Source organism: Bradyrhizobium sp. BRP23, from assembly GCF_020194135.1.
GTDB lineage: Bacteria > Pseudomonadota > Alphaproteobacteria > Rhizobiales > Xanthobacteraceae > Bradyrhizobium > Bradyrhizobium yuanmingense.
Genome location: NZ_JADYVW010000025.1, coordinates 13,418 through 35,398 on the forward strand (window position 1 = coordinate 13,418; position 21,981 = coordinate 35,398).

The 21,981-nt window shown below is 58.9% G+C and carries 14 protein-coding genes and 3 pseudogenes; 6 read left to right on the forward strand and 11 right to left on the reverse strand.

The genetic code is table 11. From position 1 onward, the window contains the following. Positions 1 to 20: 20 nt before the first annotated feature. Both I6F24_RS35535 and I6F24_RS35540 read right to left on the reverse strand, forming a co-directional pair. The gene (locus I6F24_RS35535) at positions 21 to 182 is read right to left on the reverse strand and encodes a C48 family peptidase (protein ID WP_225131038.1); all 162 of its coding nucleotides are present in this window, start codon (positions 180 to 182) and stop codon (positions 21 to 23) included. Positions 183 to 336: 154 nt separating this feature from the next. Then, positions 337 to 1,080, reverse strand: a complete 744-nt coding sequence (locus I6F24_RS35540; RefSeq protein ID WP_225131048.1) for a hypothetical protein — start codon at positions 1,078 to 1,080, stop codon at positions 337 to 339. Between the two features lie 189 nt (positions 1,081 to 1,269). Here I6F24_RS35540 and I6F24_RS35545 point away from each other — a divergent pair, with 189 nt between their 5' ends. Beyond that, a complete protein-coding gene (locus tag I6F24_RS35545; RefSeq protein WP_225143495.1) occupies positions 1,270 to 5,751 on the forward strand; it encodes a Ulp1 family isopeptidase in 4,482 nt (1,493 codons plus the stop codon). Between the two features lie 2,523 nt (positions 5,752 to 8,274). Here the strand turns inward: I6F24_RS35545 and I6F24_RS35550 are convergent. The 5 genes and pseudogenes from I6F24_RS35550 to I6F24_RS35575 all read right to left on the reverse strand — a co-directional run bounded on the left by I6F24_RS35550 (position 8,275) and on the right by I6F24_RS35575 (position 10,706). Further along, a complete protein-coding gene (locus tag I6F24_RS35550; RefSeq protein ID WP_225131052.1) occupies positions 8,275 to 8,787 on the reverse strand; it encodes a hypothetical protein in 513 nt (170 codons plus the stop codon). A gap of 124 nt (positions 8,788 to 8,911) precedes the next feature. Beyond that, positions 8,912 to 9,212: pseudogene (locus I6F24_RS35555) on the reverse strand (7-cyano-7-deazaguanine synthase); the annotation flags it as partial. A 177-nt stretch (positions 9,213 to 9,389) separates the two neighbouring features. Then, the gene (locus I6F24_RS35560) at positions 9,390 to 9,632 is read right to left on the reverse strand and encodes a hypothetical protein (protein WP_225131055.1); all 243 of its coding nucleotides are present in this window, start codon (positions 9,630 to 9,632) and stop codon (positions 9,390 to 9,392) included. Positions 9,633 to 9,871: 239 nt separating this feature from the next. Further along, positions 9,872 to 10,477 (reverse strand): 6-carboxytetrahydropterin synthase, encoded by a 606-nt coding sequence (locus I6F24_RS37845; protein WP_225145649.1) that lies wholly within the window; start codon positions 10,475 to 10,477, stop codon positions 9,872 to 9,874. 109 nt (positions 10,478 to 10,586) lie between these two features. Then, positions 10,587 to 10,706 carry a GTP cyclohydrolase I gene (locus I6F24_RS35575; protein ID WP_249782202.1) on the reverse strand — a complete coding sequence of 40 codons (120 nt, stop codon included), beginning with the start codon at positions 10,704 to 10,706 and terminating at the stop codon, positions 10,587 to 10,589. Between the two features lie 1,120 nt (positions 10,707 to 11,826). On the opposite strand from I6F24_RS35575, the gene I6F24_RS35580 reads away from it, so the two are divergent. Further along, positions 11,827 to 11,970 (forward strand): hypothetical protein, encoded by a 144-nt coding sequence (locus I6F24_RS35580; protein WP_225131078.1) that lies wholly within the window; start codon positions 11,827 to 11,829, stop codon positions 11,968 to 11,970. Between the two features lie 711 nt (positions 11,971 to 12,681). Continuing rightward, entirely contained in the window at positions 12,682 to 13,170 is a 489-nt protein-coding gene (locus I6F24_RS35585) for a GNAT family N-acetyltransferase (protein ID WP_225131080.1), read from the forward strand. A gap of 386 nt (positions 13,171 to 13,556) precedes the next feature. Here the strand turns inward: I6F24_RS35585 and I6F24_RS35590 are convergent. Next, a pseudogene (locus I6F24_RS35590) lies at positions 13,557 to 14,289 on the reverse strand (IS701 family transposase); the annotation flags it as partial. 1,098 nt (positions 14,290 to 15,387) lie between these two features. On the opposite strand from I6F24_RS35590, the pseudogene I6F24_RS35595 reads away from it, so the two are divergent. Then, positions 15,388 to 16,712: pseudogene (locus I6F24_RS35595) on the forward strand (DUF3422 domain-containing protein). A gap of 153 nt (positions 16,713 to 16,865) precedes the next feature. Here I6F24_RS35595 and I6F24_RS35600 read toward each other — a convergent pair. Genes I6F24_RS35600 through I6F24_RS35610 form a run of 3 tightly spaced genes read right to left on the reverse strand, consistent with a single transcriptional unit; the run spans position 16,866 to position 20,229 of the window. Beyond that, positions 16,866 to 18,122 (reverse strand): endonuclease/exonuclease/phosphatase family protein, encoded by a 1,257-nt coding sequence (locus I6F24_RS35600; RefSeq protein WP_225131093.1) that lies wholly within the window; start codon positions 18,120 to 18,122, stop codon positions 16,866 to 16,868. A 32-nt stretch (positions 18,123 to 18,154) separates the two neighbouring features. Next, positions 18,155 to 18,916 (reverse strand): hypothetical protein, encoded by a 762-nt coding sequence (locus tag I6F24_RS35605; RefSeq protein WP_225143501.1) that lies wholly within the window; start codon positions 18,914 to 18,916, stop codon positions 18,155 to 18,157. Between the two features lie 41 nt (positions 18,917 to 18,957). Continuing rightward, positions 18,958 to 20,229, reverse strand: coding sequence for a phospholipase D-like domain-containing protein (locus I6F24_RS35610; protein WP_306469184.1), 1,272 nt, complete (start codon positions 20,227 to 20,229; stop codon positions 18,958 to 18,960). Between the two features lie 603 nt (positions 20,230 to 20,832). Here I6F24_RS35610 and I6F24_RS35615 point away from each other — a divergent pair. Both I6F24_RS35615 and I6F24_RS35620 read left to right on the forward strand, forming a co-directional pair. Then, complete coding sequence (locus tag I6F24_RS35615) at positions 20,833 to 21,117, forward strand: hypothetical protein (protein ID WP_225131098.1); 285 nt, start codon at positions 20,833 to 20,835, stop codon at positions 21,115 to 21,117. A gap of 70 nt (positions 21,118 to 21,187) precedes the next feature. Beyond that, positions 21,188 to 21,943, forward strand: coding sequence for a hypothetical protein (locus tag I6F24_RS35620; protein WP_225131100.1), 756 nt, complete (start codon positions 21,188 to 21,190; stop codon positions 21,941 to 21,943). The last annotated feature ends 38 nt before the right edge of the window (positions 21,944 to 21,981 follow it).

Below are 21,981 nucleotides of genomic sequence, written 5' to 3' on the forward strand. Positions count from 1 at the left end.
ACCAGCTGCGCGCGCTCTATTCAGTTGAAGCTGACCCCAGCCCTTAGCCGGTCCTGCAGTGCCCGCCGATTGATGCGGAGGTTGCTGAGGTTCAGCGGGTCTGGATGCCGTCCTTCCGCCAGCTCCCGGGTGCCGTCCACGACAAAGACGCCGCAATCATAGGTGTTGCTCTGCTCGCGCATGGAGCCCTGTTGCAGGTTGGCCTGCAGCCGTTCTGCGAGCTGCTCTGCGGGCAGGTTATTGGGTCCTGGCGCAGAGTCCTAGTGATAGGCAGCCGGTCTTGCCCGATCGCGGCGATCAACCAGCAGCAGCGACCAGTGACTGCCGCGCCACCCTCTATCCGCAGCGCTGGCATCGCTTAACCGGCAGGAACAGGAAGTCGGCTCTATCACCGCGACTCCACCCGAATGCGCGTTCCGCGTCCTCGTTGGAGCCTGACCGCAACATTTGGGCTATCAAAGGATCCACGAACCGCATCCGGGCGGCGAGATCGGGATTGCTCTCCTGCAACTCCCGCCTCAGGACCCCATAGTCCCGCTCAATATGCTCGTCACCCAGCCACTGCGTGGGGCCCAGGACGCGTCCGCTGCGGTCAACAGAGACTCCGGTCAAAGGGCCGATCTGAGCAGGCGGGACCGGGGACGGGCGAGGATGATGGATGAATTGTGCACCGCGTCCTCGCGGCCCTAATGCGATCGAGTAGGTCTCACCGTTGATCAAAACCTGCCTTGGGCCGCTGAACTGGGTCGGCAGCAACCCGTGGTTATTCAGGATACGGATCTGGACATCCGCCACCGGCTGGGAGCCATGCTGCCAATCCTCGGGAACGAGATATCCGATATCCTCAAGCTCCTGAAGCACGCCTGATGGCCCGACGAAGAACGCGGCACTACCGGCCGGGCTGAGCACCGGCACTGAGTGAGCATCGTCACGCATCTGGTGCGGTGTGGCCGGCAGATCAATGAAAGAGTCGAGACCGCGGTAGATCTCTGACGACCGAGCTGGCGCGTCTGATTCTCCGGTGAACAGGTCTTTATTGATTTCCGGCCAAGGGGGCAGCCTGGGTGTCCGCTGCAACAAGTCGGCGGCTCCGCGTCAGGTTCTCGACAGCTATCGCTCATAGAGTCTCCAGCAGAAAACTATCGTGAACGCCCCAGAACGCCGCGTCCAAGCACTCCGACCGCGCGCTCCAGTATTCTTGCGGTTCCGTGGCAAATCACAAGCGACCTCAGGCTTCAAATTGGCCTATTATTCCGAAACTGAGAACGAATGAAGTTCGAATCCACCAACTGGGTGCGTCAACAATCGGGCACCGCGGGCCCGCAAGAGAGCTCATCGGCTCCGTCCACAGATGCGGCCGCCTTTGAGCAGCAGCTGGGCGAGATCGCTGTGCCGTCTGCTCCCGTGCTCATGCAGGTCCGCGCCCATCAAGCGGATGCATCGCGATCTGAGGCGCATGCCGGAGAGGATGAGGCGGTGCTGGGCGCCTCAGCGCTGCAGACCGCTCAATCAAATTGGGTCTTGGTAGGTCGCAGCAAGGATCCGCTTTATGCTAAGGATGCGCCCCTTATTTCCGGCCTTAAGCAGGCGCTCCTCTTGGGTGGAGCCGTTGAGAGCACCGCCACGAGCTACGTCGGTTATCTGCTCAGCTTGAGCCGTTGGCTCTTTGCAAACGACAAGCCGGCCATTGCTGATCGGCTTCATGACGAGACGATGGACAAGGATGTCGAGGAGTTCATAATAAAAGGTGGGACGGCGAACGTCCCTTGGGCACTAGCTCATCTGCGGACCTCTCAATTGACGGGAGGAGCCGTACCGATCGCAGGCCGCCCTGACCTGACTCCTTATCCCAAGGACGGGACTCTCATCAAGGAATACAAAAAGCAAGCAGTGGCGGCCCGAACTTCAAGTACCGCCAAAACCTATGCATCTATTCTCACGGATTTCAGCCACTACCTTCGTGCAAACAACAAGCGTGGCATTGCTGCTCGGTTTCAGGACGAGACATGGAACGACGACGAACCGCTGAATGAAGAGATCAAGCGCTACAAGGACGCCGGGGGTAGCAAAAGTATCGGCGCGGCACTTGATCATCTCCGTAACGGAGCGAGAAAACTCAACGGTCCCCCTTTTCATCCCGAAGACGCACGCTTGATTTCCGGACTTCAAGAAGCACTCGTTGAGGCTGGGTACGAGGAGATCACCGCTAAGACGAATTATGTTGGTCCTCTTCGCAGATTTAGCCGGTGGCTCTTCGCAAAAAAAAAGCCGGGAGTGGCTGCTCGGCTTAACGACGAATCGCTGAGCAACGACGCTGCGATCTTCGATAAAAATCGCAGGCACCTCGTTCTTACCGCACTAGATCGTCTCCGCGCCTCTCAGTCGCCGGGCGGAGTCGCGTCAATCACTGGCCGGGCCGGGGGCATTGAGGCCGCGGCTAAGCAGGGCGGGTCGCAGCCCGCCTTCAGTTGGCCAGCGGCACTCGCTGAGGGGGATGATCAAGATTTATTCTTGGGGACGGTCGACGAAGCCGGTGCATCGTCGTGTCTTCAGCCACCGCGGCATGGCCTAGCATTGGATCCTACAGAGTCCCCTAATCCCGTGAACCGGCGCCACCAGGACGACGAGCTGACGGATGAACGTTACAGCAACATTCTCGTGCCAGGCGAGCAGATTCCCATCATGCGGGCGAGCGGCCACCCATCTACGCCGCCTCCGCACGGTCAAGGCGGTAGAACGATGCTGAATGCCTCGGCGCTACCGCCCGGCCATGCAAATTTTGTTTTCGCAGGTAGCAGCCTGGATCCTGTTTATTGCGAAGATGCGTCTCTTATTGAGGGGCTCAGGCCGGCACTCATCAAGGCTGGGGCCTCCGAGAGCACGGTCGGTCGCAATCTACGTGGTCTTCTCAGCTTGGGGCATTGGCTCGTAAAGAACGACAAGCCGGGCATTGCTTCCCGGCTTTACGACAAGTCGCTGGACAAGGATGCCCAGGAGTTCGCCGAGAAGGAGAAGCAGGCCATCGCTATCCCACTGGATCTTCTTAGAGCCTCCCAATCGCCGGGCGGCATCACGCCGTTTGCAAGCCGGGTTGAGCGGAATCCCTATCCCCAGGATGCGGATCTCATCAAAAGGTACAAGGAAGAAGCAGCCCCAAGCACCGCCAACACCGCCAGGACCTATGCAACTCTTCTTATCGATTTGAGTGATTACCTCCGTGAAAAGCATAAGCCCGGCATTGCTGCTCGACTTGGCCACGACTCGCTGGATGAAGATGTCAGCCAGTATAAGGAGGAGGACCCCCATGGCCGCAGAAAAGCCGGGGCCGCACTGGCTCATCTCCTGAGGTCGCCGGCGGGTGCTAGAGCGATCGAACTACGGCGTCATATTCGCCCGCTTCCTGATCTCGAAGACGCGGTTCGCGCCGAGACGAGGCGGACGACTGCGCAGCACAGCGGGTCGAACGGAGCTGGCAGCTGGCCGGAGACTCTGCCTGCGAACCAGCAGGATCTGCTTTTAGAGACGATGGACGGACGCAGCTCCTCGCCGCCTCCGCAGGTCGTCGCTGTTGAGCAGCAGCTGATGCAGACCCTATCCCATCAAGTGGTGGCGTCACCATCGCAGATGCAAGCCCCGATGCCGTCGCCGGACGAACCGATCGGCGAGCAGCTTCCGGTCGAAGACGCGGAGCTCTTGGCGAAGTTTCGTGGAGACGCGGAGCTGCGCAAGCTCACCAAAGGGGCCATCAACAACGGTGTTTACGGGCTTGGGGCATTTATTCGCTGGGTCAACGCGAGTCATAGGGGCCCGGTAGCTTCTCGGCTGCGCGACGGTTCATCGCTGGACGCGGAGATTGCGAAGTACAGGAGCTCGGGCGGTGACCCCAACAACCGCATTAGATCGGCTCTGAATCATCTCCGGCGGCTGCTGCGTGGGGGTGAAGAAGTGGAAGCACCTGAACCCCGCGTCCTCGGTGCCCCCCGTCGCCTAGTTCCTCATCCAGAAGATGCGCCCCTCATCGAGGGCGCGCTGAACCAAGCTCTGAAAGATCTTAAAACTCCGACTGCGAAGCTGAGGCAGTCTGCGCAACAGCGGGCGAGGCGTCTTCGTGCGCTTAGTGCGTGGCTTAGAGAGAAGCGCAAAGGGAGCATCATCGGGCGGCTAAACGGCTCGAGCAGGGAGCAGGTATCCCTCGACAATGACGTGGTAGCATTCCAACGGACTGGAGGCAGAGTACACGGTCCCGATTTGTCGCATCTTCGCAGCTACTTGAAACTCATTGAGCCGAACCGAGAACTGGGGCTGCCAGGCCCTGAGCAGCCGAACTCGCCGGCCGCGCAGGGCGATTGGCACTCGGGCTCGGCGCAGGATCTTCCCTCAACGCCGGCCAGCCCGAGCGCCGGAGCTTGGGTTTGGTTGGGTGAACAGGTGCAAGAACGAGCATCACCATCCTGGCCCGCGTCACATGCTAAGGGCAGGCTTGAGCCATCTTATGGTCTGATTGCGCCGACGCCGTCCGAGTTGCGCAATGATGCTCACTTTGCGCCGGCGCATCCTACCAGGCTTCGCTCGGACACCTACGGCGGCCTAGAGTCTCTTGTTGATCTGAATGCGCCGACGCCGTCCGAATTGCGCGACGATGCTGACTTTGCGCCAGTGCATCCTGCCCAGGCTCATTCAGACACCTACAGCGGCCTAGAGTCTTTTGTTGATCTGAATGCGCGGACGCCGTCCGAATTGCGCGACGATGCTCACTTTGCGCCAGCCGATCCGACCAGGGCTCGCTCAGGCGCCTACGCTGGCCTTGAGCCATTTGTTGATCTCAATGCGCTGACGCCGTCCGAATTGCGCGACGATGCTGATTTTGCGCCAGTGCATCCTGCCCGAGCTCGTTCAGACACCTACAGCGGCCGAGAGCCTTTTGTTGATCTGAATGCACGGACGCCATCCGAGTTGCGCGACGATGCTCATGTTGCGCCCGCGCATCTTGCCAGGGCTCGCTCAGACACCTACGGGGGTCGTGAGCCATTGATTGATCTGAATGCGCCGACGCCGCAGGAGCCGCGTGATGATGCTAGTTATGCGCCTGTCCCGCGCACATCCGCCGATGCTCAGATCGGGGCTTTGGATCCGACAGCCTCATCCCACGGCCGCAGCGGACTAGCGCTCGGCGCCAAGGAATGGCTGGGCGACGAGCACATCCACAGGGATTACGAGCTCCTGGCGCAGGAGTTGCAGCGGGACCGTCCGGAATTCGCCGCCCTGGCGCAGTTCGTGGATCCCCTGATAGCCCACTATCAATTGCGCTTCGGCGCCGAGCCCGACATGCTCCGTGCATTCCGGCGCATCGTCTACGATCCGAATGGTAATGATACCGCCGACTTCCTATTCCTGCCGGTGAACGATGCAATGGATCCTAATCGCCTCGGCACGCATTGGTCGCTGCTGCTCCTTGATCGCCGCACGCGAGGAGAGCCGATTGCCTATCACTACGACTCTGTCCGGGGACACAACCACGAGCCGGCAGCGCAGCTCGCACGACGGCTGCGCGCCCGCCTGGAGTCACCTAGCATGGCCCAGCAGCGGAACAGCTATGATTGCGGCGTCTTCGTGGTGGACGGCACGCGGGCGCTGGTTCGACGATTGGCCCAAGGAGAGCGGCCAGGGCACGAGTTGCTGCACCTTGACAACCTCGTCGCCAATCGGCGGTCCCTCCAGGACCGGCTTCGAGCTCATCCCGGCTTAGGCTAAGGGAGCGCGAAGCGGCCGCGAGACCGAGGACTTTCTCCGCAATGCCCACCTCGACATTCCAGCGACCGTCGAGGCGCTGCGCCAATACTGGATGCCGATCCGCTCCCGGCTACAACTGGCAAACGGATAGGTGGATTTCCGGCACCGAAGTCGATGCGAGCCATGCTGTCTCCGATGGCACCAACAGCTGTCTTGCCTTCTCGGGCGCTGTTGTTATCGCCACTTGCGAGGCAGGTCCAAACGCCTTTGTCACAGGGACTGCTCGAGTGGGTTACGCCGCTTCGGCCTAACAGGCCAAACGCTGGGCTACATCAGGGCGGGCAGCCTGGCAACATAACCGAGGCAACATAACAACGAATTCGAGGGGCGCTTTGCGGCTTCCTGCAGCATACAACGCAGTTCGATTATAGTCGCTTCGGCTGGACCGTCGTCGGAGTCGCTTTGAGCAAGCGCTTACACCTGCTTGGTGTGTCAAATTCGAGTACGACTACATGGGCTTCGATGGGGACGCGTCTGGCGACCCCGCCGACGGTGCAGTTCCCCGCCCCGCCGACATTGCCGCCAGGACAACCAGCTTGTCCAGCAACTGTCACATCGGAAAGATCAGATTGAATCACCATTTCGGCGGCGACGCGAGCGGGGCGGAATGGTTCGACGCATCGGTCTATCCGGGACGAGCGGCCGCCAAAACAATAAAGCCTGTTTTCGATACGGGCGACTGGTCGTTCGAAGGGGCTCGCGGGTCTGGCTCAGCAGAGGCACATTCCAGTGGGACTACACGAATCAGCCGCCGATATCCGGAGATAGCGGCATCCCCAATTCCACGCTCACCTATCATGGCTTGGACGGCATTTCCGGCGAGCTGTTCGCACGGCTTGATAGTCCTGGGGGATATTCCTGAAGGGCAACGTTGGCTCGGACGCTTCAACAAGGGAAGAATGAACGAGGATTCGAGCATCGGCAGTACGGCCTATGCAACACTCTGTGAGATCAGGCCAACGGAAGGTTCACGTACTACACCGCCGATGTCGGTTACGACTTTATGTGCGGTAGCACCTACAAGCTGGGCGCATTTATCAGTGGCACTTACTTCGGCCAAAAGTCGGATTCGATCGCATGCGTGCAGACAGCCTCGCCATACGGGGCATGCGCGGTTCCGGCCCAGCAAATCATCGGTACTCAAGGTGCCAATTGGGATGCGCTGCGCGTCGGGCTTAACGCCGAGACTATGCTGTTTGAGCGCCGTGAGCGCAGATGTTGCTTACCTGCCATGGACCGACTTCACCGGTCGTGATAACCATCTCCTCCGTCCTGAAACAACTTTCTACGATCAGTGCAGGCAAGGTGGGGGGCGTACAGATCGAAGGAACGCTGTCGTACCTCCTCGGCAGAAATTTCAGTATCGGCGTCGGCACTCGGTACTGGGCAATGTGGACCAAGAATGACAGCGATGTCACATTCAACTGCAGCGGCTGCAGCGACCGAGGCACGTTCATCCAGATCCCTGCACTCGCAAAGTACAGCATGGAGCGATGGGGTACCTTCTTAGAGGTGTCCTACAAGTTTGAGTGAATTGGTCTGCAAGCGCATAAGTCTTATAGCTAACCTAATCGATGCACGATGAAAGCCTGCAACGCGTAGGCTGCGCGGCGCCGCTGCCTCCGGGCGAACCGCCCACGGAGGGCAGTTGCCGAGTTGCGAGCAGCCTTCATGCCTTCTCTTTGCGGAAAGATGAGTCCGGATGAATCGTCGGCAGTCAATTCAAAAGCAGAGATGGTTCTCGTACCTTTGTAGCTCCGCAATCATCTTTTTTTTCGTGTTCGCCCGCATTGGCAGCCGATGTACGGCGGGCCAGTATGCCAATAACGGACTGCGCGACAGTAAAGAACAAAAAGCAACGCTTGCTGTGCGTCGATAAAGCGGGCCGCAGCCCTAAAGACAACTCGCTTTCTCAGGAGATTGGGGACAGCTCATCTTAAAGAGATCGTTGCCAACCCCCGGCCAGACCGCTCTCAAAATCCATGATCCAGATCACCTTGATGTCGCCCCTGGAACGTTCATTGATAGCTTGTCGAGATCCGAAACGTGAGATGCCTCTACTCGACGCATGGCTACCGTTGCTGCAGTGCACATCGGCGCGGAATGGCTCCTGTTGTTTTCGCTCAGGCTGTCGAACCAGCGGCAGAACAGGAAAGCCTGAAAACCGGCTGCGCCCTGCTCGATAGTATCCTGTCTGCCGCCTGCAAAAGGAATATGGGGAGATCTCTCGCGCGATTTTGCAAAGAGCCTTGTCCCGAAGGTGCCGAAAATTGAAATATTAGCGGCGTCGCCACCGAAGCGATAGCTGAAAGTAGGAGAGGTTCCGCTTGGGGGAGCGGGTCAGTGCCAGCGCGGAATGAGCCGGAGACGATGATCCTGGGGCGCTATCCCCCCGCGCCGGGTTTGCAAGAAGCTCGACGCGCCGAGACTTACTAATCAACGGCGGTGTCTTAATCTAGGACGCCGGGCTCAAGCGTACCGGCACTAGATGGCCGCGACGGCGTCCCGTCGATCATGAGCTTCAGATAAAATCCTATAGTTCGGCAGTTGCAGGAGATCGGCTTCCTCGAACGTTCCCAGAAACTCGCGAGCAAGGTGTTGCGCATCTTCAGCACCAACTCTGAAGGAGATAATCGATCCGGCATTTCCGAGCACCGCATCGCGCACATCCGGTTCTAACCGATGACGATAGTGATGTGCGACAGTGCAGCCGACGCGATATTTGCGCAACCCCGAGAACATATTTGCCATCCCGAGAGTGGTGAAGTTTTGAAACTCATCAATGTAGACGTAGAAGTCTGGTCGCTCACGCGCCGGCAATTCAGCCCGACTGAAAGCGGCAAGTCCGAGCGTCGTCACAAGCAAGCCGCCAAGAAGGGACGAGCTGTCCTCGCCGATCCGCCCCTTTGACAGGTTTACGAGCAACACCCTGCCCTCATCCATGATCTGCCTGACGTGGAGATCGTGCGCGGGAGCGGCCAGGAGGCGATTAAACACCGGCGCCTACCTTGTTTTGGATCGGCGCAGTGCCGTCGGCTCGGTAGCCGAACGAAAAGCGCTCAAATTCGTTCAGGCAGAAATTGCGGACAGTCTCATTCTTCAACTGTCGCGCCGCGGCCATCCCGTCCGCGCCTATCTCGATCGCGACCTCGCCGGTCAGTGCAGTCTTTGATATCGCAGCCAGTGTGGGGATCTCAAGCGTATGGTTGTCGCCGAGCTTGCTCGCCCAGTCTACGCGCAGCTTCTTCAGTCCGTTCAGCAACTGATCGCAGCAGGCCAGCTCGATCGCATGGCGTTGTCCATAGGCAAAGCCGACGGTCTCAACCCGGGCAAAGCGCGACAGCGCCCAAGCGAGGCAGGTGGCGGAATCCTGACCGCTCAGAAAATAGAACCAGCGCGGCTTCGGATGTGAAATCGGTCATTGAGAGGATTCGCTTAGAATGTGAAGAGTTGAAATCAGGCCCGCTTGGCAATGGCGAACAACGGCAAAGAAGCCTGCGATGAATGCCGCTTTCCCTTCATTGAGTTCAGACTTAGAGGACGCAATTCATGATCGTCTCTAAGGTGAAGCCGCAGAACGCTTTGACGCGCAGGGTTGCTTACCCCACGCCGAGCAACTTGTGCGTCTGAATGCTGACACGCCAGTCGCACGCAGTCGCCTCCTGAATGCAAAGCTTCGTCGCCTTGCGGCTTTGGCTCAAGGGCTGCAGCCATATTATCGGCATGAACTCACGAGGGATGTTGAGGGCCAGGAGCTTCTCGATATCGGCAGGCTTGCCCACGCAATGTTTGATCTCGTTGCCACGCCGCAGCGGTTCATCCAAAACAACGGGGCGTGCCAACTTTCGGGCTGATGGTCACCCACGTGCAGGGGTGCACCTGAATGGCATGGGTCCCGATGTCTTCACCTGCACCGAGAAGCCAGACTTGATAAGTAGCGTCGTCAATGGCTGAAAGTCGTACGCTGCGGGCTCGCCACCCGTGATCACGACATGCCGAGCCCTAAACCCCTGCACGGCGAGCAATATTTCCTCCGGCGACATCCTAGCCCCGGGTGGCGTCCTCGATCCCGTGATCTCGGCTATCGGCACTTGACATGCTGGATCTGCCTTCCATCTGCGCTTGCTGTCGCACCAGAGGCAACCAACTGGGCAGGCCTGTAGCCGCAGGAACACTGACGGCGTGCCGCTCTTGCAGGCTTCGCTCTGGATACTTTCAAAGATCTCGTTGACCGGCAGCACGGCTCGTTCCCCGATAGATCGCGCTGTTCGCACCGTGCTCTTTGACTTCGACAGATGCAAGCCGGCAACGCGGAGCAAGTCGCTCTGTCAGCAGCCACTTGCTCGCGATGCCGTAGACGTGCTCGGCAAACTTTTCGCAGCCGACAGCAGGTAGCACAACGATATCCGCCACGCCGCGCCGCTTCCTGGAACCATTCAAGCTCCGGATTGTCCGCAGCTACGACGGTCTTATGGTCAAATGTGTGTTCGAGGATCGCTTTCAGCTCTTTGAGGCCGCCAAAATCAACGACCCAATTCTTGTCGTCTAGGGTGTCGGCCTCGAACTCGAAGCGAAATGACAACGAGTAACCGTGCAGCAGACGACAGTGTGACAGCGCGCGCCACTGGCGAAATGTAGCGGATAGTCCGGTTTCATGACCGTATGTCTTCGTCGATAGGTAGGTCACGGTTGATCCTTGATCAGTGCCATAAATTCGCTGCGCGATATTTTGTCGTCGCGGAAAGCACGCGCATGATGCTGGTTATCATGATGGTGTCAGTCTAGCGAACACCACGCTAGATCATGCATTGGTGCTGCGCCCTAACGATGACGGCCAATCCCTTCGGCAGGATACGGCGTTCCAGTTCGTCCGCCAGCATAACAGCGGCCTCCTCCTGGATGTGCGGGCGCGACATGATCCAGTTGGCAAGGCGCACAAATTTGCGCGCTTCGCGGTCGCTTTGGTGTTGTGGTCGCGGCTGGTGTCGATAACCATGGCCTCAAGCACAGCGTGCACGTGCTGCTCGACCTCGGCTTGGATCACATCAATGTCACCAGGCAGCAGATATTCTGCGATATTGTCGTTTGCCGCAAACGACGCGCCGGCGTCGCGCAGGCGTTCACGAATTGCTTGCGTAGAGCTCATCAGAACTCCTGTGCAGCTTCGCTAGTTTGCGTGAACGACATGATCTGCGGCCGACACGCGCTGAACAAAGCGCTTCAATTGGGGAGGTGCCTTACCCGGGGCAGTTTTTAGTATCAATTTGCATACGATCGAGAACTTTCATCTCTCCTGCGTCGTTGACCGAGAGACCACTATTGCCGAAACGGTCCTTTATCGTCTCCCTGCAATCAGCATGCCGCAAAAGTATCTGTGCGAGACTTGCTTGAGGAAGAGAAAATCAATGCATCGTGCCGCGACGGCCGATCATGTGCGACTTCGTGTCGGGATTCAGACATACACACCGACAAGCGGACACGATTGAAGCGCCAGCAAAAGCAACCAAATCTTACCCGCCCCGAAGTCATCAGACAGTTAATCGGCCCCGTGATTGGCGCGAAGAACCGATGAACGGGACATCCGAACGCGTCAAGGTCGAAGATGTCGCCCAAATAACAGGCGAGAACAAGAGAGCTATACAGGCAGCGGCAGCTCGGGGCGAAATTCCTGGCCCGGCAAAGCTATTCAAGGCTTGGACATTTGACCAGGTCAAATTGCGCACGTGAATCGCCACCAAGAGCGCGAAGCGTTGACGCGGCTCGCGAAACTCATGGCAGCATGAAGCCGCGGCAAGCAACGCGCTCATCGCCTGACCAAGCCAAGCGACGTGGTCTCCCGGGTTCGGGCACCAGTGAAGCTAGATACGAACGGGCAATGGCGAGGCTCCGCAGCCGAAGAAGATGTACCGACTAGCAGCGCCTGGACCTGGTCCGCGAGCCCTCCTTCCGCGAGCGACAGGAAGAGATTGCAACACTCCAGCAGCTCGTGGCCTGACCGCTTCTTTGTGGACGCGGTACATCCCGCCGAGGATGTCGGTGTCAAGGCGGCCCGACCGGCAAGCCGAGTTCATCGTCGAAAATCTCAACACGATCGAGCAACTCTTGATCGGCGCGGCGTACTGGCCTGACGGCAACTCCCCGACGCGTGCTGCGAACCTGCGCGCGGGCCTTGTTTTGTAGCAAGAGCGCACCAAGCGAGGCGGTTCCGGTGCAAATCGACTTTGCCGCGGAGCTAAGGAGTGGAGTTATCGTCTCGACCCGATCGCTCTCGACGACCGAGAGGATCCTGTCATTGGCTGTCGAATCCTAACCCAGCGATCCTTCTGGCGGGAGGGATCCATGGCTACCATTCCAGAGAGCTGGTCTCCAAACATCGTGACTGGTAAAGGATTCAGCATCGAGGAAGGAGATGGCCAATATCCATAGACTGCCGTCACAGAGCGATTGAGCTCGGTTCCCGAGGGTCAAAATGCGGTGGGGTGCATACACCTCTGAACGGTTTCCTTCTAGGTGACGACATCCATCGGCCTTTTGACCTGGAATGCGTGATCGTCTCATTGGATTGTCGGCACAAGGTCAGCAGCCGCTTGAAGGACCGTTTCGACAATGAAGTTCGCGATGATCATGATCCTATCTTGGAGAGGCGCGCTTTAGCTTCGTGATGAAACCCTGCGACGTGAAAGCCATCGGTTGGATCGAAATTCAGTTGTGGACGCTGATTGACAGCCGAAATCGCGGGTCATCAGGCGTTTTCATACAACCAAGACCCACAGCAGAGATCAGCTGATTGGAAAGTGCTCCAATCGGCTCTGGTTCGAGGTGTTCGGGAATCTCAGCTAGCCTTGTCTGTCTAGCGGATCACAAATGTCACGCTGACGCTCGTGGCGCAGAGTGATTCAATTCCGATGCGGAGCAGAAAGAAAGATGCCGGTCATATCCACACGCCGCGCTGAAGTCACAGATGCCGGAACCGTCGCCGGCTTCGTTTATGCTCTCCAAGTCGAGCTCTTGCGCCGGATGGCCCCGGGGATCGAAATCGTCACGCAAAGCGCGGCGGCAGTTCTTGCGGATGTCAGCGTCGTCGCGGTGATCGCTTGCGGAGACAACGAGCCGGTTGGCGTCATGGTTCTAAACGAATGCACTGCGATCTACGCGGGCGGCAAGTTTGGAGAAATCTCGGAGCTCTATGTTCGCCCCGACATGAGATCGCAGGGCATTGCGCCTCATCTGATCGCGGTCGCTCTGTCCGAAGGACGCGCGCGAGGATGGAAGCGGCTGGAGGTCGGAGCACCGTGGCAGCCGAAATGGAAGCGCACCCTCGACTTCTATCTGCGCAACGGCTTCGAGGAAGTCGGCCCCCGGCTTTGCCGCATGATATGAGCCGGTGGGGTCAACTTAGAGTCGTCCCTGGATGACCAAGAAGCTGAGCGGATCAATCTAGCTTGGAACCCAATGTTCTTCGTTAGGGCCGGTTGATTGACCGGAACGCGTAATTGTCTGTGCGTTCTGGACTTATGTTTTTTATTTTTGTAGTGGGCTAATGGCACTGCTGTATTTGCCCCCTGAGAACGACGACTCGGTCTTGCTGTGTTCCGTCGGGTGCCCTAACTAGCATTACAGTTGCAATTTTTGCCTGAGATGGGCTTTGCGCGCGTTGGCCTGATGAGCCCTACGCCAGGACGACCATGCGAGGACGTAGGCGTGCGAGATGAGTCGCTGGGGAAGCTTCATGGCGATGGGGCGGATTTCCCGGATCGACAAGCGGATCAAGAGCGATGCTTCGGTCGAGGCCGCGGTCGCATTTTTTGAGCGATGGTCCAGTGTTGGCTCGATGACGGATGACGGCCATCATGGCGAAGGCCAGCATGACGAGTGAGACATGGCGATGCCAGCCATGCCAGGAGCGGCTTTCGTTGTGGTCAAGGCCGAGCTCGTTCTTGGCGGTTTCGAAGCTGTCCTCTATAGCCCAGCGATGGCCTTCCACCGACGCCAGCTTCTGCATGGACCTGCCCTTGGGGCACCATGTGGAGAAGGCCAAGCTGGCGTCAGTAACGTTGCGACGGATCAGAAGACCCCCCGTCCATTCTCCGGCAAGGTCGTCGTTGTATTCACCAGCGTCGAGATCGGCCAAGTGCCAGCGCGGACCTTTGGTCCCTTCGCCGGAGGCGGAGCGGTGCCAGGCCACTTCTTGGGAAGGCTCTGCGCGATCGCGGAGGCGGTGCCGGCGACCGGCTGCTGCTTGCCCCATGAACGGAACACGTGATTGGAAGCAACGCCCAGAACATAGCCTTTTCCCGCCTTGCGCAGCAGGGTTTCGATCTCACCTGTGCCATACACGCTGTCCGCCGTTACGAACGAGAACGGCACCTTTGCGGCGATCGCGGAGCGACCATTCGACGCGCGATCTTGGGCTTCGTAGCAAAGCCCATCGCTCGGGACATGCGCGGCTTTCAGGCGAGCGGGGTCGTCCGTCCATTCCTTTGGCAGATAGAGCGCCCGGACTCGTTGTTGCCGGTCGTCTTGAAGGTGCCGATGGTCGCCATGGTAGTTCTCCTTGATCTCTGTTTTCCGAGCCCGCACCTTGCGGCCTCGATGGTGATCGACAGGCCGGAGGTGATCGACGGCGCACCCCGCAGGGGCTCGACAGCAGAGGAGGAACTTTCTTGTTTGGCGAGGAATGACGGCGCAGCCGGCAGGGGATGAGCGTTGTGACGCCGCTGTTGCGCCATAGGCGATCGAGGCTGCTTAGCCGGCCTTCGGCCAGATCCACCCATCGAAGAGGCCGCTTCGTGCGCTCGATCCGAAACAGAGCTGACATCAACGAGAACGTGGCGATCCTCGCGTCCTGCAAAGACCGGCGAGCGAGTTTGACCGAGATTGGCTCTCGGCCGCGTGGCGACAGACGGATCAAAACCTCCGCGAGCGCACTTGAGCAATACGCCCGCCAAGTCGAGTCGGCCGTACTTGTGATCCGCCGCTATTCGGTCGATCGCTCACGACATTCGCCACGTATCTGTCTCACTGCGGTCGAGCCGCGGCGCTTGCACTGCCCTGAATGTCACCTCAAAAGACTATGACAGCGTGCGCTCCGGCTGCGTGATCACGTCATCCTCACGCGACGTGACGTTATCAGCCCATCGGCCAAGCCTTGCCCGGCTGGTCCGGGCGCGGTCAGTCGCCGGTCTCTGCATGGACAAATCCGTCCACAGCATGGCGTCTCAGCCGCCTGGCGAGCGATCACCGTGCGAAGCAGGCAATTTCCTGTGGCCTGCGCCACGTACGCATCCTATCAGAATACAAGCGCGCGCTTCATGTCTGAAACCCGCCTCCAACTGTCTTCGAAAGCCACATTGCGCCAAAGGACACAAGCGTGCCCCTTCTGCAGTGCTGGCCCAAATCCTGCACCGCCTCTCCGCGTCAGGGCGGCGGCAGCAAGATGGGAGTCGTGTTTGGGCCTCGATCTGTCAATCGACAGTGTGGTTGCCGCACCGGAGGTTGCCTGTCTGCACCCCGCCGGGGGAACGGAAGACGCTCCTGCTTGCCACGGCCTCGCGCGGCTGACGGTTGCTTGCTCACCCTGAAGAGAGATGTCAATACATGGTCGATGAATTGGATCTGCGAACCTTCACGCCACATCCGCAACGCGACGCCGTGCTCGGCGAAGTGCACGCACGCCCTTTCACGCGCCTTGATTCGCCATTCAGCGTGATCCACTTGGCTTTTCTTGCGCAGGGTGAGGCGGCCACAAGCGATCGCTGCCGCTTTATCGATTTTTGCCTCGAGCGCAATCTTCCGCCACCTGAGCAATCGGCGAAACTTCATCAGATTGTCATCGGGACCGCTACGCTACGTTGGGAGCAGCATTCGGAATTCACAACATTTACCTGGATCTGGAGTAACAAAATGTTTCCGCCGCAGACCGATTTGACAAAGTTGATGGTACCGTCCGATCGCTGATCCGCGCGTTGCGTCAGACCGGACAGTTGCTGGTCGCGATCAGGCTAGAAGTGGAGCAGGACGCCTCGCCGACCAGGCGCGCCGAACAGGTTTTTGACAAGAACAGCCTGGCCATGGTTGCCACAAAGAACGGCGCAGGCGTTGCCGCCTCAGACTTCCGCGTAGACGAAAAAGGCTTTACGAAAATCCTCGTCTGCGACCTCGGATTGACGTCGCAGGATCTCGGAGCGCTGGTGCAACGGCTCCTGGAGATCGAGACCTACCGTCCACTGGCGCTGCTTGGCCTGTCGGCCGCCCTTGAGCTTGCACCTTCCGTTGATCGCATCGACCGCCGTCTTGTTGAGGCGCTCGAAAAAATGCAAAGCGGTGAGGGGCTGCAGTTCAACAACCATCTGCTTGCCGAGTTGACGGCGCTGGCCGCCTGCTTCGAAAAAGGCGCGACCGGCAGCCTGTTTCGCTTCGGCGCCAGCAGAGCCTACAACGAGCTGGTCCAATCGCGACTGTCCATCATTGAAGGCAACGATGTCTCGGGTTATCCAACCTGGTCGTCGTTTCTGGCGCGCCGCATGGCGCCCGCAATGCGAACCTGCGCGACCGTAGAGGATCGTCAGGCGGCTCTGTCGGTCAAGCTCGCGCGTGCCGCCGATCTGTTGCGAACCCGTGTCGACGTCGAAATCGAACGACAACATCGTGACCTGTTGCAGGCTATCAACGAGCGCGCCAGACAGCAACTTCGGCTGCAGTGCACGGTCGAAGGATTGTCGGTCGGAGCGATAGGATATTATGTGGTCAGCTTGTTTAGCTATCTTGCCAAGGGCGCGCATGACGTCGGACTGCGAGTAGAGCCCTCGTTCCTGACCGCAGCCTTCGTGCCGATCGCAGTCGGCGTGATCTGGCTGGTGAGTTACAATGTCCGAAAGCGACACCTCAAGCACGACAACGCGCCCTCGGTTGCTTGCGACTGACGCTCCTTAACGGAATCAGTGCGTCCATCCTGCGAAGCTCGCATGATCGTGGTGCGACGCTGCCGCAAGATCGCGGCCGGCTCCTGCGCAAGGTAATGCCCCGCCCGGACTAACCGGGCGAGGCATTTTTGGATCGGCTCAGTCGCCCTTGCACTAGAAACGAAGCGTCGCTTTGGAGGGACAATGATCTGAAATGGCCAGCAAAGGATCCGGATGGCCTTGGCCTGCCGGGCGCGTCCCGCCGAAGCGCCCGATCGCAACCTTGATGGCAGGATCTGGAATCGAAAGGCTCGCGCTCACGAGCATCTGATCAAGGCCCAGGGGATTGCGGCAGCCAAGGCTATCGGCCTTTGTCAGCGGCTTGACGGCCTCTTGATCGAAGAGCTCACGCTTCGAGCGTTCGCAGAGTTGCTTAGCGACAGGGTTGACCGGGCATTCCGGCTCCAGATGGGAAAGGGCGCTGGAAGTGGGGGCCCCATCATTGACCTCGCCATAGAGGCTGCGAACGAGGACGCCACTCGGAAGGGAGGAAGCGGGATCGCTTCCGTCCGAGCGAATATCTGATTTTCCGATCGAATTTTTCTCGTGCGACAGATTGCGGTTGAAGTCTCCCATCAGAACGACCGGCATGCTGGCAGAGCTCGCTTCCAGCCAATCCTCCAACGGGCGCACCTGTTTCTGCAGGATGGCACACGCATCGCCCCCGCCGTCAAGCTTGCCGCGGTCTTCGAGCGGGCTGACGCAGGAGGATTTGAGATGCACGGTCATAACACGCAACGGCTTGCCATCGATCTGCAGCGTCAGTGATAAGCCCGGGCGCACCTGATCTACGGCGGCTAGATCCGGGAGTGATAGGGGCGCAACGACCCCACAATCGGAGCCCGTCCCGAGGTTCTTTTTCCAAGCAATCGCGAGCCGCTGGACCTTGAACGTGTCGAACGAACAAATCTCGTAATCAGCACCGTTGTTGGGCAGAACCTCGCGAACGGCGGTGGCGCCGCTAACCTCCTGAAAAGTGATGATGTCAGGATCGAGGTTCGTTCGGATGAAATCCTGGAGTTGCTGCGAGCGCTTTTGGTAGGCGGCTTCGGTCACCGGCACGATCTTGAAATTGGCCTGGTAAACGTCGCATGGCGGCTTTGCCGCGATGTCCCATTTGATCTTTGCGTTTCGTCCCCATTTGAGCTCCCAGCCCGGCTTGGTGGCCCCTGCCGTCGAGGGTTCAAACAATCCACTCGCTGGATTGAGGGCGAAAGGTTGACCGCAATCACGAATCCACTCCTTCGCCTCGACCTGGCTGAGATGCCAGCCCAGATTCCATGTCGCAATTCGGATGTCACGCGCGTGGGCCGTCGGCGCTGTGCCGAGCAACAAGACGAGGGCGAACAGGACAGATCGGCGAAGAATCATGTAGTGCTCCAGACGTTTGCAACAGACCGGCCCTATTCAGTTTGGGGCGACCGTACTTGGTGAAGGTTTCCCTTTGCCTTGAGGGGTTGCATGCCGGCCGGGCGGATGGGATCGCGGTTGCCAGCGACACAGCCATTGGGAAGCTTACCGGTGGCTCCCTCCCCGCGCAGCACGCTCTCGCGCGTGGCATTTCGATCGATTCCCCACGCGTGCTCGATGGCAAAGCGAAGCTCGTCCGCCAAGCACTCAACCGCCCAACGGAGATCGTGCCTGTCGCGGCTTGGAAATTCCTCCGTCTCTGTGATCTGCTGGCCGACAAGCCGCGCGGCGTTCCGGACGCCGGCATCGCCTACCATCTCCAATTCGCCCCAACGCAATTCCCAAAAGCGCTTGGTCGCCTGCTTCCAGGTTTCATCTTTAGGGTCGAGCTCCCACTCTGTCAGGCGCTGAGCCTGCTGAATGGTCTCGAAGAAGAGATCGAGCTTCTTCTGCAAGAAGGGCTTCTGCGCCTCGATCCTTCGGGTCAGCGCGGCCTGGCTGCGTGCCTCGTCGCGCTCGGCAATGACTTCGGCCTGCTTCGCAAGCGATTCACTAAGGAGCCGGGCCTGCTCGGTCTGAAACTCGTAGACCTTCCAGACCCCGGCGATCACAGCGCCGGCGATGGTCCAGGCCGCGACAGCGATGATGGTATAGCGTTTGGAAAGACGGAGAAGGGCTGAGGATCGTGGGGTCTGGGCCATGATTGCAATTGAATAGGTTCGATCGGAAATGGTTTGTTCGAGTACAAAAAACAAAATTCAAGCAACGTCTGAGAAACGAAAACATCAGAGCGCCCCTATAAGCCGCGCTCCCTGGCGAGAGCGGCCTTTGTGCCTTTCTTATAGGCGTCTTTCACCCACTCATCCCGCGTTTGCTTGAGGACAAGAGGATCGGCCTCCGAGCCCGGCTTCGGTTTCGTGCCTGTCTTTTCGTGGGTCTTGTTCCAGATCGCGCGGGCACGGTAGTGATTGTAGAGGCGCATCAACTCGGCAACATAGGCTTGGGCCAGATGCGTGTTGCCCTTGATCTCAAGGACATTCTCGTCGTTTGAGTTTTCCGATGCCTTGCTGAAGTTCGGCGAGCCCGTGTAAATGGTGGGCGTCTCCGTATCCCCATCGATCACGATGAATTTGTGATGCACGTGGATAGGCGGCGGGCCACTCGATTTCTTCTTTGTGGCTTTCTTTGCCGGTTTTGCTTTGCCTTTTGCGGCGGAGGCATCAAACGGTGAGGTATCGATGGTCTTGAGCTCGGGCAGGAAGCCGCGTGGCGCATTGGCGCTAAAAGCGGCGTAGGGAAGTGTGTCCGGGTTATTCTGCGAGCGATGGAAAATGGTCGCGGCGATCTCCGGAAGCTTGCGCTTCTCGCCCTTTTTGGTCGGCTTGTCGGGATCATCGATGCTGTTGAGAAGCCCGTAGATCAAGTGCTTCGACGAGTCTCCCTTGGCAAAGATTGCCTCCATGAGATCCTTGTCGGAGGCCGTGTACATGCAGAACAGCACGGAGGACTTCGCGTTCTTGACCGCCTCGGTCACCGTGTCGAGAAACTTTCGGCTTTCGCCGGGCTCGGGCAAAAAGAAGACGCGCATTTCGGTGCCGTCGACGTCCGTGACGTCGTTCCAGTCCGGCGGGTCCATATCTTTCTTGCCGAGATTTTTGGCCAGCACGTTCGCGCGCTCGGCGTAAAGCGCGGCAAGTTCGCGGGAATGGATGATATGAAGGAGGTTGGCCTGGATCGTTTGGGCTTCAGGCGTAAAGTTGGTCGAGCCCATCAAGACGGCCTGCTCATGCTTTTTCCGGTAGAAGATGATGAACTTATCGTGCATTAGCTTGGATATGGCATCCCGCTTATGGATCGAGATGTTGGGTCGTGCCTCCGCGATCCGATGCGCGGCGGCGCGGGACTTGGTGTCGTCAGCTTTCTCGAAATAGATGATCGAGCCGCGCCCTTTGAAGGCCTCGAAAGCCGGGATGATCCACCGGTCGTCCGACAGATGATAGATGGCGCATTCAAATGCGTCGCTCTCGCTGAGGATTTGAGGAATGGCGTTTTGCAGGCCGTTGGCCAGCCATCCATCCGCTTCTCAAGCGGCTTGTCCTTTTGCTTGGCAAAGCTCTGCGCGCTGACGACGGCGCGATTGAAGTAGGTGGCGATCTGTCCTTCGAGGGGCCTTGGCACCGTCACGGTTCTTTTTCCGGCCGCCGCGTCCTGGAGCTGCAGATCGCCTGGGCTGGTGCCAAGCACAGGAATAACTGTATACTCGAACGTCTGGCCTTGATCGTCTAGGTTGATCCCGCCGTCCCACCAGTTGAACTTTTGGATCGGCGCCTTATCGCTTCCCTTTGGGCGGGCGTCCTCCGCGAGGGGCACAAAGTCGAGCTTGTTGAATAAGAATTGCGGCTTTCTGTCGCGCCCATAACCCGGATTGCGCTGGATGGCGAACCCAAGGAAATCTTCGTGTTCGGCGCCGTCTTTCCAATCGAACGTCAAGAGCACGCAGCTCGGGCTAGCATAGGCTTTGACTGTCACCGCCGCGACCATGATCGCTCCCCCGCTTCGAGGCGCATCATGCACGAATACGACGCTCGCGCAATACGTGCGGCGGGTGTATAACGCCCGTCGAAACGTCTCACGCTGAATTACTTTTGTCATTTTCGCCGGAGGCTTTGCGATGGGCGTCATTGTGCCTAGCCAACTGTACACCGCTCAGGAGTTGCTCGGAGGCTTCAACCCATGGGACCCCATGGGCTTCACGCTCTCCCGGGACTTTGCGATCTACCGTGAGTTCGCAACCGACGGCGGGCCGGTGCCAACGTCACTCGCCGTCCGCGCCGCGCAAGCCGCGCACGACGCAGCCATCGCCGATGCCCTACGCATCTTTCTGAAAACGGTTCAACGGCCGCTGGTCGGCGTGATGGGAGGTCACAGTCTTTCCGCGAGACCATGCGGCCTATAAAGCCATTGCTTATTTGGCGCGCGAACTTGCCCGCGCGCACTTTCTCTTGGTCACGGGCGGAGGGCCGGGGGTGATGGAGGCCGCTCATCTGGGCGTGGCTTTTTCATCGTTCGAGAGCGTAGGTCCGCTCGACGAAGCGATCGGCCTTTTAAGCGCTGTACCGAAGGCGCCCATTCTGGATGACCTTTTTACTGACACCTGGACCATCAAGGACGAAAAGCTCGGCGCCATTGACGACGCACGCAGATGGCTGAAAGTAGCGCTCGAGGCGCGAGCCAAGGCGCCCGAAATTCTCCCCGTCAGCCTCGCTATCCCGACCTGGCTCTACGGTGCCGAGCCGACTATGCCCTTCGCAACACACTATGCAAAGTATTTTCAGAACAGCCTAAGGGAAGAGGCCCTCGTCAACAATTCGCGTGCCGGCATCGTCTATGGGCGAGGCGGCGGCGGAACCATGCGGGAGGTCTACCAGGACGTGGAGCGGAACTACTACGCGAAGACCCTCGACGAAGTGACCCCCATGATTTTCTTCGATCCCGATAAGTATTGGGAAACGGATCCCGTCATGGGTGACGCGCGAGCTACCTCGCCCGGCATTAATGTTAAGCCGACGATCCGCCCAATCCTGATGCTCGGCCTCGTATCCGACAAGCGGCCTAAGAAGGAAGTTGAGGCGTGCCTCGATGAGAAGCTTCTCTTCACGACGGATCACCCATCCATCATGAAAGCGCTTCGCGGCCACGAGAAAAAGTCCCAGCAAAATCTCACCTTCGCACTTGCGGCGGAGCCTCTCAAGATCGGCACCCTGCGGATGAATCGGCGGTAGCAGAGCGACATACTGGAGGTCAGCCCCCGTATGAGAGA